At 73.4% G+C, this 13,496-nt stretch carries 13 protein-coding genes; 4 read left to right on the top strand and 9 right to left on the bottom strand.

All coding sequences use genetic code 11. The features are described from left to right. Window positions 1-20: 20 nt before the first annotated feature. The 5 genes from rsmA to rsmI form a co-directional block, all read right to left on the bottom strand. A complete protein-coding gene (gene rsmA / locus ACFYXV_RS25120; RefSeq protein ID WP_385475793.1) occupies window positions 21-956 on the bottom strand; it encodes a 16S rRNA (adenine(1518)-N(6)/adenine(1519)-N(6))-dimethyltransferase RsmA in 936 nt (311 codons plus the stop codon). Continuing rightward, complete coding sequence (locus ACFYXV_RS25125; protein ID WP_389384089.1) at window positions 953-2,248, bottom strand: ubiquitin-like domain-containing protein; 1,296 nt, start codon at window positions 2,246-2,248, stop codon at window positions 953-955. Before ACFYXV_RS25125 ends, rsmA begins: the two co-directional genes overlap by 4 nt. 122 nt (window positions 2,249-2,370) lie before the next feature. Further along, a complete protein-coding gene (locus ACFYXV_RS25130; RefSeq protein WP_385475788.1) occupies window positions 2,371-3,246 on the bottom strand; it encodes a TatD family hydrolase in 876 nt (291 codons plus the stop codon). A gap of 10 nt (window positions 3,247-3,256) precedes the next feature. Beyond that, window positions 3,257-3,757 carry a hypothetical protein gene (locus tag ACFYXV_RS25135; protein ID WP_385475784.1) on the bottom strand — a complete coding sequence of 167 codons (501 nt, stop codon included), beginning with the start codon at window positions 3,755-3,757 and terminating at the stop codon, window positions 3,257-3,259. Between the two features lie 161 nt (window positions 3,758-3,918). After that, complete coding sequence (gene rsmI, locus ACFYXV_RS25140; RefSeq protein ID WP_180291325.1) at window positions 3,919-4,767, bottom strand: 16S rRNA (cytidine(1402)-2'-O)-methyltransferase; 849 nt, start codon at window positions 4,765-4,767, stop codon at window positions 3,919-3,921. Window positions 4,768-4,995: 228 nt separating this feature from the next. On the opposite strand from rsmI, the gene ACFYXV_RS25145 reads away from it, so the two are divergent. From ACFYXV_RS25145 to ACFYXV_RS25155, 3 genes are all read left to right on the top strand, one after another. Continuing rightward, the gene (locus ACFYXV_RS25145; RefSeq protein ID WP_389384090.1) at window positions 4,996-6,792 is read left to right on the top strand and encodes a dolichyl-phosphate-mannose--protein mannosyltransferase; all 1,797 of its coding nucleotides are present in this window, start codon (window positions 4,996-4,998) and stop codon (window positions 6,790-6,792) included. An 83-nt stretch (window positions 6,793-6,875) separates the two neighbouring features. Next, entirely contained in the window at window positions 6,876-7,079 is a 204-nt protein-coding gene (locus ACFYXV_RS25150; protein WP_385475780.1) for a hypothetical protein, read from the top strand. A gap of 119 nt (window positions 7,080-7,198) precedes the next feature. Further along, window positions 7,199-8,839: a penicillin-binding transpeptidase domain-containing protein gene (locus tag ACFYXV_RS25155; protein ID WP_389384091.1), complete on the top strand. Its 1,641-nt coding sequence runs from the start codon at window positions 7,199-7,201 to the stop codon at window positions 8,837-8,839. A 105-nt stretch (window positions 8,840-8,944) separates the two neighbouring features. Here ACFYXV_RS25155 and ACFYXV_RS25160 read toward each other — a convergent pair whose 3' ends face one another. The 4 genes from ACFYXV_RS25160 to ACFYXV_RS25175 form a co-directional block, all read right to left on the bottom strand. Then, complete coding sequence (locus tag ACFYXV_RS25160) at window positions 8,945-10,141, bottom strand: serine hydrolase domain-containing protein (RefSeq protein ID WP_389384092.1); 1,197 nt, start codon at window positions 10,139-10,141, stop codon at window positions 8,945-8,947. Window positions 10,142-10,214: 73 nt separating this feature from the next. Continuing rightward, complete coding sequence (locus ACFYXV_RS25165; protein WP_389384093.1) at window positions 10,215-10,994, bottom strand: energy-coupling factor ABC transporter ATP-binding protein; 780 nt, start codon at window positions 10,992-10,994, stop codon at window positions 10,215-10,217. Continuing rightward, window positions 10,982-11,743, bottom strand: a complete 762-nt coding sequence (cbiQ, locus tag ACFYXV_RS25170; RefSeq protein WP_385475772.1) for a cobalt ECF transporter T component CbiQ — start codon at window positions 11,741-11,743, stop codon at window positions 10,982-10,984. Before cbiQ ends, ACFYXV_RS25165 begins: the two co-directional genes overlap by 13 nt. A gap of 1 nt (window position 11,744) precedes the next feature. Next, window positions 11,745-12,809 (bottom strand): energy-coupling factor ABC transporter permease, encoded by a 1,065-nt coding sequence (locus ACFYXV_RS25175; RefSeq protein ID WP_389384094.1) that lies wholly within the window; start codon window positions 12,807-12,809, stop codon window positions 11,745-11,747. A gap of 180 nt (window positions 12,810-12,989) precedes the next feature. Here ACFYXV_RS25175 and ACFYXV_RS25180 point away from each other — a divergent pair, with 180 nt between their 5' ends. Continuing rightward, on the top strand, window positions 12,990-13,409 hold the full coding sequence (locus ACFYXV_RS25180; RefSeq protein ID WP_385475768.1) for an SsgA family sporulation/cell division regulator: 420 nt from the start codon (window positions 12,990-12,992) through the stop codon (window positions 13,407-13,409). Window positions 13,410-13,496: the final 87 nt, after the last annotated feature.

Consider the following 13,496-nt stretch of genomic DNA (forward strand, 5'->3'; position numbering starts at 1 on the left):
GCTCTTCCTCGTGCGGGGGCTCACAGCGCGGGCCTCTGGGCCGCCGGCTTGTGCTCGGCGATCGCCGCGAACTCCTCCACCGTCAGCGACTCGCCGCGCGCCTGCGGGGACACCCCGGCGGCGACCAGCGCCTGCTCGGCGCCCGCCGCCGACCCGGCCCAGCCGGACAGTGCGGCCCGCAGCGTCTTGCGGCGCTGCGCGAAGGCGGCGTCCACGACGGCGAAGACCTCGGCCTTCGTGGCGCTCGTCTTGATCGGCTCGGCTCGCCGGACCAGCGAGACCAGGCCCGAGTCCACGTTAGGCGCGGGCCAGAACACGTTGCGGCCGATGGACCCGGCGCGCTTCACGTCCGCGTACCAGTTCGCCTTGACCGACGGCACTCCGTACACCTTGTTGCCCGGCTTGGCGGCCAGCCGGTCGGCGACCTCCGCCTGCACCATGACCAGCGTGCGCTCGATGGTCGGGAACCGGTCCAGCATGGTCAGCAGCACCGGCACGGCCACGTTGTACGGCAGGTTCGCGACGAGCGCGGTCGGCGCCGGCCCGGGCAGCTCCTCCACGAGCATCGCGTCGGAGTGCACCAGCGCGAAGCGGTCCTTGCGCTGCGGCATCCGCGCCTCGATGGTGGCGGGCAGCGCCGCGGCCAGGATGTCGTCGATCTCGACGGCGGTGACCCGGTCGGCGGCCTCCAGCAGCGCGAGCGTCAGCGAGCCCAGCCCCGGCCCGACCTCGACGACGACGTCGTCGGGCCGCACCTCGGCGGTGCGCACGATGCGGCGCACCGTGTTGGCGTCGATGACGAAGTTCTGGCCCTTCTGCTTCGTCGGCCGTACGCCGAGTACGGCGGCCAGCTCGCGGATGTCCGCCGGCCCGAGAAGGGCGTCGGAGGCGGTGCCGGCCGTACTGCCGGTCGTACTGCTGGTCGTGTTCTCGGGCTGCTGCTCTGCGGTGCTCACCGGTAAAGCCTACGGCCGCAGTGGGGCCACGGGGTCGCGCCCCTTTGTACGTAGAGCTTCTTCGCCCGGTACGTCTGTTCCGAGCCCGCGGCGTCCTGGGGGCGGCCGGAGCCGCCGAGGCTCTGCCAGGTGCGGACGTCGAACTGGTACAGGCCGCCGTACGTGCCCGAGGCGTCGGTGGCCGAGGGGCGGCCGCCGGACTCGCACTGGGCCAGCGCCCCCCAGTCGAGGCCGTCGGCCCCGGCGACGGAGGTCGGCAGCGGCCTCGTGCCGACCTTGACGAGCTGGGTGACCGGCTCGCGGACGGTCTCCTCGGCGACCATGCGGGGCCTTTGGCGGACCCCGTTGACCGTGCGCAGGACGTACGTGACCCGGCGCGCGCCGGGCCGGCCCGCCCGCTCGACGACCTCCGTGCCGGCGAACAGGGAGTCGTCCTCGGTCTTCTCGATCGCGTACGGGATGCGCTCCTCGCGGACCTCTCGGGTGCCGGTGATGCGGAGCACGGTGACGGTCTGGCCGTCGCGCGGGAAGGAGGCGGGCGGGACGGAGGTGGTGTCCTGGCCCTGGAGGGTGATCCCGGCCTGGCCGAGGGCTTCCCGGACGGTGGCGGCGTTGGTGCGGATGGTGCTTTCGCGGCCGTCCGCCATGAAGGTGACGCTGCGTTCGGTGCGGACGGCGAGGGCGAGGCCGGCCCGGGGAACGGAGGCGGTGCGCGGGGCGGAGAGGTAGGCGCCCTCGACGCGGATGCCGAACTGGCGCAGGGCCCCCTCGACGGTTGCGGCGGTGGTCCACACCTGGCGGCTCTGCCCGTCGAGGGTCAGGCGCAAGGGGCGGCCGTAGCGGACGACGATCTCGTCGCCGTCGTCGAGGGCCTCGGTGCGCGCGGGGGCGACGAGGTCGTGGGGGCCGACGCCGAGGCCCTCGGCGGCGAGGAGCTCGTCGACGTCGTCGGCGAAGGTGTGCAGTGTCCGGGGCTCCCCGTCGACGGTGAGCCGTACGGACTTGTCGGCGGCGACGAAGGCGGTGGTGCCGCCGGCCAGGAAGGCGACGACCAGGGCCTGCGGAACGATCCGCCGCCAAGTGCCGGGGCCCGCGCCCGCGTCGGCGGGGGCGCTGCGGCGCCGGCGCCCGGTGGGGGCGGCGAGGGCGGCGCCGGCCTCGGCGCCCTTGCGGCGCCGGGCGGCCCGCCGGTCCCCGGTGCGCGGGGCGGGCACCACGACGGGTTCGGTGTCCTGGGCGACGGTCTCGTTCCCGTACGCCCCGTACGCCCCGCTGAAAGGACTCTCGCTCACGACGCTCGCTCCACTGGTCCGGCCCCATCGGTTCGGGCACGGCACCCTAGCGGACGTCCGTCACTCACCAAAGCCGGACGGCTACCCTGCGTGTCGGACGCGTGGGCGGTCCGGGCGGCCCCTCAGTAGTCGAAGGCGCGGGCCGTGTTCGCCGCCAGGGCCGTCGCCATCGCGTCCTCGTCGATCCCGCGCACCGCCGCCATCGCCCGTACGGTCAGCGGAACGAGGTACGGGGCGTTGGGCCGTCCGCGGTACGGCGCCGGGGTGAGGTACGGGGCGTCCGTCTCGACGAGCACCAGCTCCAGCGGGGCCACGGCCAGGGCCTCGCGCAGCGGCGCGGCGTTCTTGAAGGTCACCGTCCCGGCGAAGGACATGTAGTACCCGGCGGCGGCGCACTCGCGGGCCATCTCGGCGTCTCCGGAGTAGCAGTGGAAGACGGTGCGCTCGGGCGCGCCCTCCTCGCGCAGGATGCGCAGGACGTCGGCGTGGGCGTCGCGGTCGTGGATGACCAGGGCCTTGCCCTGCCGCTTGGCGATCTCGATGTGGGCGCGGAAGGAGCGTTCCTGGGCGGCCATGCCCTCGGGTCCGGTGCGGAAGAAGTCGAGTCCGGTCTCGCCGACGGCCTTGACGTGCGCCAGCCGCGCGAGTTCCTCGATCTCGGCCAGCGCCTCGTCGAGCGCGGCCTCGCCGCCGCCGGCCCGCGCCCCTTGGCGCGACCACCCGTCGGGGTCTCCCAGGACGATGCGGGGCGCTTCGTTCGGGTGAAGGGCGACGGCCGCGTGGACGTTGTCGTACGCGGCCGCCGTCTCGGCCGCCCAGCGGGACCCCTTCACGTCGCAGCCGACCTGGACGACGGTGGTCACCCCGACCGAGGCGGCCTTGGCGAGGCCCTCCTCGACGGTGCCCCGCTGCATGTCCAGGTGGGTGTGTGAGTCCGCCACCGCCACCCGGAGGGGTTCGGGCAGCGGCGGCGGGGTGTCCTTGGAGGCAGTGCTCATGGAGCCGATCTTATGACCGGCGGAAGAGCCCCATCAGCCGGGAGAGCCAGCCCCGGCGCTCGGCGCCCTCGTCCGCCGGGACGGCTCCGGGGGAGTCGTGCGGCGGGCTCGTGCGCTGCTTCGGGGCCCGCGGGACGTTGGCTCCGGCCGGCACCGGGCCGGCGATTCCGGGCGAGATGCGGTGGTGGTAGAGCTTGTCGATCGTGCCGAGCACCGAGGACACCTGGCCTTCGCGCATGATCCGCACCACGTGCCCGCCGCAGTTGTGGCAGGTCGGGTTCGACAGCGGGGAGGGCACCCGCTCGCCCTGGACGGTGTAGATGATGAAGGGCTGGCCCGCGCCGTCGACGTGGTGCTCGATCTCGTAGCCCTGCTCCCAGCCGTAGCCGCACTTCATGCACGCGAAGGAGTACGCCTCGTGCACGGTGTGCACACCAGGCCTGGGCACGGAGACGGGTACGGCCACTGCGGGCGCGGGTACGGGTACCGAGGTGTCTGCGATCTCACTCATGCCAGCTCCTCTTGTTCCACTGGTGCCAATGCCAGTGGACGCCTCTTCGGGCGGGAGCGCATCAGGCCCTGTCCAGTGTTGGACGGCCTTTGGGCGACTCATGTCCGAAAGGCCCCGGTGCGCGGTCTGAGCTTTGCTTTTCAGGTTAGCCCTTTACCGTCTTACAGCACCTTTTGAGCCGCATTCTTTGCCGCGACGACCGCGTCGAAGACCTCCCGCTTGGGTACTCCGGCCTCGGCCGCGACCGCCGCGATTGCTTCCTTCCGACGCTCCCCGGCCTCCTCGCGCACCCGCACCCTGCGCACCAGCTCCTCGGCGTCCACATCGCCGGGCCGGGCCGCCGGTGCGCCCTCCACGACGACGGTGATCTCGCCGCGCACGCCCTCGGCGGCCCAGGCCGCCAGTTCGCCGAGCCCGCCGCGCTTGACCTCCTCGTACGTCTTGGTCAGCTCGCGGCACACCGCGGCCCGCCGGTCGGCGCCGAAGACCTCGGCCATCGCGGCGAGGGTGTCGTCGAGCCGGTGCGGGGCCTCGAAGTAGACGAGGGTGCGGCGTTCGCCCTCGACCTCGCGCAGGCGGCCGAGGCGCTCGCCCGCCTTGCGCGGCAGGAACCCCTCGAAGCAGAAGCGGTCCACCGGCAGCCCCGACAGGGCGAGCGCGGTGAGCACCGCGGACGGCCCGGGCACGGCGGTGACCTTGATGTCCTTCTCGACGGCGGCGGCGACCAGGCGGTAGCCGGGGTCGGAGACGGACGGCATGCCGGCGTCGGTCACCAGCAGCACCCGCCTGCCCTGCTCCAGCGCCTCGACCAGCTCGGGGGTGCGCGCCGATTCGTTGCCCTCGAAGTACGAGACGACGCGCCCGGTGGTGTGCACGCCGAGCCCCTGCGTCAGCCGGCGCAGCCGGCGGGTGTCCTCGGCGGCGACCACGTCGGCCCGCTCCAGCTCGGCCGCGAGCCGCGGCGGGGCGTCGGCGAGATCGCCGATCGGGGTGCCGGCGAGCACGAGCACGCCCGCGGAGCCCGCGGAGGCGGAGGTCGAGGAGGGGGTTTCGGAGCCGGTGGGCTGGTCAGTCGTCACCCGTCCATCCTCTCAGCCGTCCCGCCCGGCACATGTCATCCGTCCCACCCGGCAGACCTCGTCCGGCCCACCCGGCAGACCTCGTCCGTCCCACCCGGCACACGCACCGGGGGCCCCCGGCACTGGGGTTCGCACAGGTGCGTTCCCTACGATGACCCGGTGACCAGTACCGCGACGCCGCCGCCCAGCCCCGCGGGGGCCCCGCCCGCCCCTCCGGCGGGACGCGCAGACCAGCCGTCCACCTGGCTGCGCCGCCTGCGCAGTTTCGGCTACGCGCCGCCCGCCGGCCCCTGGCGCCCGGGCCCCGGGCGGGCCACCGCCCCGAGTCCGGACCTCCGTACCCGCCTGGTGCCCCCGTACGCCCGGCCCTCCGCGCAGCTGTGGACGGCGCTCGGCGTCCCGCTCGCGGCGGCGGGCACCTGGCAGCGCGTGCTGGCGTGGGCGGGGCCGCTGCTGGTGGCGCTGGTGGCCGGGGTGCTGCGCTTCGTGCACCTGGGCAGTCCGAAGGCGGTGATATTCGACGAGACGTACTACGCCAAGGACGCCTGGGCGACCATCCGGCAGGGCTACGAGGCGAGCTGGCCCAAGGACATCGACAAGTCGATCCTCGCCAACCCCGACGGGGTCTCCCTCCCGCTGGACCCCGGCTACGTGGTGCACCCGCCGGTCGGCAAGTGGGTCATCGGGCTCGGCGAGTGGATGTTCGGCTTCACGCCGTTCGGCTGGCGGTTCATGACGGCCGTGCTCGGCACCCTGTCGGTGCTGATGCTGTGCCGGATCGGGCGCCGGCTGTTCCGCTCCACCTTCCTGGGCTGCCTGGCGGGCGCGCTGCTCGCGGTGGACGGCCTGCACCTGGTGATGAGCCGCACGGCCCTCCTGGACCTGGTCCTGATGTTCTTCGTGCTGGCCGCCTTCGGGGCCCTGCTGATCGACCGGGACAGGGCCCGGGCCAGACTCGCGGACGCGCTCCCGGTGGACGACGAGGGGCGCACCCGCCCGGACGCCACCGTCGCCGAGACGCTGCGCATGGGCTGGCGCCCGTACCGGATCCTGGCGGGCGTCTGCCTGGGCCTGGCGTTCGGCACGAAGTGGAACGGCCTGATCGTGCTGGCCTTCTTCGGCGTGCTGACCGTCCTGTGGGACGCGGCCGCGCGCCGCACCGCGGGGGCCGGCGCCCCGTACGCGGCGATGCTGCGCCGCGACGCGCTGCCGGGCTTCCTGTCGACGGTGCCGGTGGCGATCGCGGTGTACCTGGCCTCGTGGACCGGCTGGATCCTGTCCCCCGACAACGGCAAGGGCGGTTATTTCCGCGACTGGGCCGCCAAGAACGACCAGCACAGTTCGCTGTCGTTCCTGCCGGAGTGGCTGCGCAGCCTGTGGCACTACGAGACGGAGGTCTACTCGTTCCACGTGGGCCTGACCTCGGGCCACACCTACCAGTCGAACCCGTGGAGCTGGCTGGTCCTGGGCCGGCCCGTCTCCTATTTCTACGAGTCCCCCGACCCGGGGACGGACGGCTGCCCGGCGACGGAGGCGGGCAAGTGCGCCCGCGAGGTGCTGGCCCTGGGCACCCCGCTGCTGTGGTGGGCGGGCTGCTTCGCGCTGCTGTACGTGCTGTGGCGGTGGTTCTTCCGCCGTGACTGGCGGGCGGGCGCGATCGCGTGCGCGCTGGGCGCGGGCCTGCTGCCCTGGTTCAACTACCAGGAGCGGACCATCTTCTTCTTCTACGCGGTGGTCTTCGTCCCGTACCTGTGTCTGGCGGTGACGATGATGATCGGCGCGCTGCTCGGCCCGGCGGGCTCGTCGGAGCGAAGGCGGGCGCTGGGCGCGATCGCGGCGGGCGTACTGGTCCTCCTCATCATCTGGAACTTCATCTACTTCTGGCCGATCTACACAGGCCAGACGCTCCCGATGGACTCCTGGCGCGGCCGCATGTGGCTGGACACCTGGGTCTAGTCACCGCCGCTCCGCGGCACGGCCCGTCACCGCTCGCGGGGGTGGCGGGCCGCGCCCATGCTGGGAGGAGGAGGTGAAGGGTCATGCGCATACGACGACTGCTCGGCCTCGCCCTCGCCACGGCGGCCCTGGCCGGCGCGAGCGCCCTCGGCGCCGCGTCCGCACAGGCGGCGGCCCCGACCATCACGTCAGCGGAGTGCACGGACCAGGGCGGAACGGTCGTGAGCCAGCCCTACGCCGGAACCTCGTGCGTGCTCCCCGACGGAACCAAGGTGGCGGTCAACTGACCGGCCGCGTTGTTCCGGTCTGGTAACAAGCCGTATGCGCAACGTTTGCGCAGAGTAAGGTCCGCACCAGAGGTTCTTTGAACACGTTCAGAGAACGCGGGGATCTGGGGAGGACGTACGTGAACGGGGCGGCGAAGGGGGCCATCGTCGGCGGGGTGTTCCTCGCGATGGTGGGCGGGGCCGGGTACGGGGTGTACGCGCTGGTCGGGGACGGCGGCGGCGACGAAGACGGCAAGAACGCGGACACCGCCGTGACGGCGGGGAAGGGCAGCGGGCCCGTCACCGACAAGGAGGCCGCGCAGACCGCGAAGGCCTTCCTCGCCGCCTGGGCGGCCGGGGACGCGCGGGCGGCGGCGGAGCTGACGAACAACGTGGAGGCCGCGCAGAGCGCGGTGGCCGACTACCGGGCCAAGGCGTACGTATCGAAGGCGGTGATCACTCCGGGGACGCAGACGGGCACGACCATCCCGTTCGGCGTCGCCGCGGAGGTCACGTACGAGGGCACCAGCAAGCCCCTCGCGTACGAGTCCAAGCTGACCGTCGTACGCGGGCTGACCAGCGGAAAGCCGCTCGTCGACTGGCAGCCCTCGGTGATCCACCCGCAGCTGCAGAAGGACGAGAAGCTGCGCGCGGGCGCGCCCTCGGCCCCGCCGGTCAAGGCCGTCGACCGCAGCGGCGAGGAGCTCAGCGCCGAGAAGTACCCCTCGCTGCGGCCGGTCCTCGACCAGCTGCGCCAGACGTACGGCGGCAAGACGGGCGGCAAGACCGGGGCCGAGCTGTGGATCGAGCCCGCCGCCCAGGACGCGCCGAAGCGGACGCTGCTGACGCTGGTGGAGGGGGAGCCGAGCACGCTGAAGACGTACCTGGACGCCAAGGTGCAGGCGGCGGCCGAGAAGGCCGTGGCCAAGTACCCCGAGTCCTCGGTGGTCGCCCTCCAGTCGGGCAACGGGCACGTCCTCGCGGTCGCCAACAACCGCAAGGACGGCTTCAACGCGGCGATGGAGGGGCGGCGGGCGCCCGGTTCGACGATGAAGGTCGTGACGGCGGCGATGCTGATCGACCGGGGCAAGGCGGCGGCCGACAAGCCGGCGGAGTGCACCAAGGACGCCGCCTGGGGCGGCCGCACCTTCCACAACCTGAACAACTTCGAACTGCCGGGCGCGAACTTCGCGACCAGCTTCGCCAAGTCCTGCAACACCGCCTTCATCAAGCAGATCGACGACGTCAACGACGATTCGGCGCTGGCGAAGGAGGCCCGGGAGGTCTTCGGCCTCGGGCTGGACAACTGGAAGACGGGCATCCGGTCGACGGACGGCCAGGTGCCGGAGGCGAAGGGCGCGGAGGCCGCCGCCGAGTACATCGGGCAGGGCCGGATCACCATGAACCCGCTGAACGTGGCCTCGTTCACGGCGACCGCGCGCAGCGGGGTCTTCCACCAGCCGCTGCTCGTCTCGCCGGAGCTCGACGGGCGGCCGATCGCACAGGCGGCGCGGCAGATGAAGCCCTCGGTCCAGCAGCAGCTGGTCCGGATGATGAGGCTGACGGCGACCAGCGGCACCGCGGCCCAGGCGATGAGCTCGGTGGGCGGCTCCGACAAGGGCGCCAAGACCGGCTCGGCGGAGGTCGACGGCGCGGGCAGCCCGGACAGCTGGTTCACGGCCTACAGCGGCGACGTGGCCGCGGCGGCGATGGTCGAGGCCGGCGGCCACGGCGGAGACGCGGCGGGCCCGCTGGTGGCCGCGGTCCTGAACGCCTCGTAGCGCCGGACCCCGTCCGGATCGCGGCCCTCTCCCCCGGCGTTCGACGCGCCGGGGGCGGGAGCCGGGGGGCCGGGGGGCCGGGGAGCCGGGGGGCCTCCGGGAAGGTCAGAGCGCGCCGCGAACGGCCCGCAGCAGCGCCTGCGCCCGGGGATCGGCCGTGACCGACTTGGCGTGGGCGTTCGTCACGTACCCGAACGCCACCCCCGTCTCCGGGTCCGCGAAGCCCAGCGACCCGCCCCGCCCCGGATGTCCGAACGACCCCGCCGACAGCAGCGGCGACGCCGGGCTGTGCAGCATGTACCCCGGCCCGAACCGCGTGTTGACCACCAGCACCCCGTCCGGCCCCGACGAGAGCTCCGTACCCGCCAGCCGGCGCGTCCGCGCGGTGAACAGCCCCGCTCCGTCCTCCGTGTCGCCCAGCAGCGCCGCGTACACGCCCGCCAGGCCCCGCGCCGTGCCGATGCCGGCCGACGCCGGGAGTTCGGCCGCGCGGAACTCCGGGGCGTTCTCGTCCGGCAGCGGGGTGATCGCCGCGAACGCCCGCCGGGTCAGCGAGGACGGGTCGGCCCAGGCCTCCGAGACGTTCCTCCGCGGACGTGTCCTGAGGCCGCCCGCCATTCCCGAGGGCGGCTCCACGGGCCCCACCCGGCCCACCCGCCCCGTCTCCCCCGCCGGCAGGCCGATCCAGAACTCCAGCCCCCGCGGCCCGGTGACCTCCTGCGCCAGCCACTGGCCCAGCGAGGCCCCGGTCACCTGCAACACCAGCTCCGACAGCAGCCAGCTGTACGTCTGCGCGTGGTAGCCGTGCGCGGAGCCCGGCTCCCAGAAGGCCCGCTGCCCGGCGACCGCGCGCGCTCCGGAGACCCCGTCCACCGCCTCGCCCGGCGTCAGCGGAACGTCCAGGGCCGGCACCCCGGCCCGGTGCGCGAGCAGGTCCCGCACCAGCGCCCGTTCCTTGCCGCCCGCCTTGAACTCCGGCCAGTACTCCCCCACCGGCGCGTCCAGGTCCAGCAGCCCGCGCTGGTGGAGCAGCAGCGGTACGACGGCGGCGACGCCCTTGGTGGCCGAGCGCACCACCTGCGCCGTACCGGCCGCCCAGGGCTCACCGCCCAAGCCGCCCACGCCGCCCTCGGCGCCCACGCCGCCGTCGACGTCCCTTGAGCCCGCCCACAGGTCCACGACCTTGCGGCCGTCCCGGTACACGGCCACCGCCGCGCCCCGGTCCCCGAGCACCTCGAAGTTGCGCACGAAAGCGTCCCGGACGGCCTCGAAGCCCGCCGCCACCTCACCCTGGATGTCCACGAGGGGTCCAACAATCACCTGGTCGGACTTATGCCGGGCCGAGCCGCCGGGGGCCGCCGGGGGCCGCCGGGGGTCAGCCCACCGACACCGAACGCGGGTCGAACCCGAACGGCAGCTCCAGCCGGTGCGCCCGCATCAGCTCCTCGTCGCACAGCAGGTCCTGCGTGCGCCCGTCCGCCGCGATGACCCCCTCGCTCAGGATCACCGACCGCGGGCAGAGTTCCAGCGCGTACGGCAGGTCGTGGGTCACCATCAGCACCGTCACGTCCAGCGAGCGCAGGATGTCGGCGAGTTCGCGCCGCGACGCCGGGTCCAGGTTCGACGAGGGCTCGTCCAGGACCAGGATCTCCGGCCGCATGGCCAGTACGGTCGCCACCGCGACCCGGCGGCGCTGGCCGAACGACAGGTGGTGCGGCGGCCGGTCCGCGAAGCCCGCCATGCCGACCTGCTCCAGCGCCTCGCGGACCCGGGTCTCCAGCTCCGCGCCCCGCATGCCGGCGGCCGCCGGGCCGAAGGCCACGTCCTCGCGCACGGTCGGCATGAACAGCTGGTCGTCGGGGTCCTGGAAGACGATGCCGACCCGGCGCCGGATCTCGGCGAAGTTCCGCTTCTCGACCGGCAGCCCGGCCACGGTCACGGTGCCGACCCCGCCGCCGAGGATGCCGTTGAGGTGCAGCACCAGCGTGGTCTTCCCGGCGCCGTTCGGGCCGAGCAGGGCCACCCGCTCGCCCTGTCCGACGGTCAGGTCCACGCCGAAGAGGGCCTGGTGCCCGTCCGGGTAGGCGTACGCGAGGCCGGAGACCTCAAGGGAGGCGGGAGCGGGAGAAGCCGGAGAGGGGGTCACAGGGTCCATCCCATCAGACAGACGGCGAGCGCCGCCGCCGGGAGTACGGCCGCGTACGCCCACTGGGCGCGCGTGGCCACGACTTCGTCGATCACCGGCATCGAGCCGGCGTAGCCGCGGCTGACCATCGCGAGGTGGACCCGCTCGCCGCGTTCGTACGAGCGGATGAACAGGGCTCCGGCGGTCTTGGCCAGCACCCCCCAGTGCCGGATCCCGCCGGCTTCGAACCCGCGCGAGCGCCGGGCAATCGACATCCGCCGCAGCTCGTCGGTGATCACGTCGCCGTACCGGATCATGAAAGAGGCGATCTGCACCAGGAGCGGCGGCAGCTTGAGGCGCTGGAGCCCGAGCAGCAGCGCCCGCAGCTCGGTGGTCGAGGCGAGCAGGACGGACGCGGCGACCCCGAGCGTGCCCTTGGCCAGGACGTTCCAGGCGCCCCACAGGCCGGAGACGCTGAGCGACATGCCGAGGACCTCCACCCGCTCGCCCTGTGCCACGAACGGCATGAGCACGGCGAAGGCCACGAACGGGACCTCGATCAGCAGCCGCCGCAGCAGGAAGCCGGCCGGGATCCGGGCCGCGGCCGCGACGGCCGCGATGAGGACGGCGTACAGCGCGAAGGCCCACACCGCCTCGCGCGGTGTGGAGACGACGACCACGACGAAGGCGAAGGCGGCGGCCAGCTTGCAGTGCGGCGGCAGGCCGTGGACCGGTGAGTGCCCGTGCCGGTAGAGCTTGTGGGCGTGGCCCGCGCCCATCTCAGACCGCCGAGGTCGCGGAGGAGGCGGAGGCGGCCGTCAGGTCCTCGGCGCGCCGGCGGCGTACGGTCCAGAAGATCCCGGTGCCGACGGCCACGGTCGCGCCGACGCCGATGACACCGGCGAGGCCGCCGGAGAGACGGGCGTCGCCGACGTCCTTGACGCTGTAGTCGGCGAGCGGGGAGCCGGCGCTGGCGTGCTCCTTCACGTTCTGGTCGATGCCCTTGTCGGCGGCGACCTTCTCCAGGCCGTCGGGGCTGGTGGAGGCGTAGAAGGAGACGACCCCGGCGAGGACGAGGGCGGTGACCAGACCGGTGATCCACACCGGCTTCGCGGACCGCGCGGCGGCGGGAACGGCGGCCGGGGCCGCCGCCGGGGCGTCGACCAGCTCGCCGCCGACGCGCAGCTTCAGCGGCGCGGCCAGCCCGCGCGCCCCGTGCACCAGGTCCGGCCGCACGGCCAGTACGGCGCCCACGGTCGCGGCGGTGATGACGGCCTCGCCGACGCCGATCAGCACGTGCACGCCGACCATGGCGGTGAACACCTTGCCGAGGGGGACGTCGGTGGTCCCGCCGACGGCGTACAGGAGGGTGAACATGACGGCCGCGCCGGGCACCGAGAGCAGCGCTCCGGCGAAGGCGGCGACGGTGACCGAGCGGCGGGTGTCGGGCAGGAGCTTCAGCAGCCCGCGGAAGACGGCGTAGGCGACCACCACGGTCACGACGGCCATGTTCATGACGTTGACCCCGAGGGCGGTCAGGCCGCCGTCGGCGAACAGGACCCCCTGCATGAGCAGCACCACGGACACGCAGAGCACACCCGTATAGGGGCCGACGAGGATCGCGGCGAGAGCCCCGCCCAGCAGGTGCCCGCTGGTGCCTGCGGCGACCGGGAAGTTCAGCATCTGGACGGCGAAGATGAACGCGGCGACGAGCCCGGCGAGCGGAGCCGCCCGCTCTTCGAGCTCTCGGCGCGCGCCTCGGAGGCTCACGGCCACCGCGCCCGCGGCGGCGACACCTGCGGCGATGGAGACGGGGGCGTCGATGAAGCCGTCGGGCACATGCATGGGGCTGCTCCGCTTCCTGCGGTCTTTGAGCTGACAAATCTTTAACCGCTTAAGAATAGTGCCCAATTGCAAACCGTTGGCAAGAGCGTCCACACCACAAATACCTCCGCGCGGATTCGTGGGAATGTGCGAGGCTGGGGGCAATACGGACTCATGTGTTCCGATTTGAGGAGTCTTGTCGTGTCAGCCACCGCCGAGAATCCCCCCGCGGCCGCAGCCGCCACCGCCGTCGCCACCGTCGTCGCCACCGCCGTCGAGGACCGCGTCACGGCCCGCGTGATCAGCGACGACCCGCTCTTCCGGAAGATCCCGGTCGCCCTGCGCTTCGCCCCCGCGGAGCCGCTGGCCGTACGGATCGTCTTCCCCGCCGGGCTCTCCCCCGAGGGCACCGAGAACGAGTGGGTCTTCCCGCGGGCGCTCCTCGAAGCGGGCCTCCAGGCGCCGACCGGCACCGGCGACGTACGCGTCTGGCCCTGCGGCCGCGTCCAGGCGGTCGTCGAATTCCACTCCCCCGAAGGCGTCGCGGTGATCCAGTTCGACATCGCCGCGCTGCGCCGCTTCCTGCGCCGTACGAACGCCGCCGTCACCCGGCAGGCGTAACGGCCCCGGACGGAAAACGGACGCGCACGCGAAACGGGACCGGCCCCGCACCTGGGATCAGGTGCGGGGCCGGTCCTGCATGGACTG

This window comes from Streptomyces sp. NPDC002181 (assembly GCF_042890485.1).
Taxonomy (GTDB): Bacteria; Actinomycetota; Actinomycetes; order Streptomycetales; family Streptomycetaceae; genus Streptomyces.

Bases quoted from the DNA above. Each gene is read 5' to 3' on its own strand.
- ACFYXV_RS25130 (WP_385475788.1), bottom strand. From the start codon at position 3,246: ATGAGCACTGCCTCCAAGGACACCCCGCCGCCGCTGCCCGAACCCCTC.
- ACFYXV_RS25135 (WP_385475784.1), bottom strand. From the start codon at position 3,757: ATGAGTGAGATCGCAGACACCTCGGTACCCGTACCCGCGCCCGCAGTG.
- ACFYXV_RS25150 (WP_385475780.1), top strand. From the start codon at position 6,876: ATGCGCATACGACGACTGCTCGGCCTCGCCCTCGCCACGGCGGCCCTG.
- ACFYXV_RS25165 (WP_389384093.1), bottom strand. From the start codon at position 10,994: ATGGACCCTGTGACCCCCTCTCCGGCTTCTCCCGCTCCCGCCTCCCTT.
- cbiQ (WP_385475772.1), bottom strand. From the start codon at position 11,743: ATGGGCGCGGGCCACGCCCACAAGCTCTACCGGCACGGGCACTCACCG.
- ACFYXV_RS25175 (WP_389384094.1), bottom strand. From the start codon at position 12,809: ATGCATGTGCCCGACGGCTTCATCGACGCCCCCGTCTCCATCGCCGCA.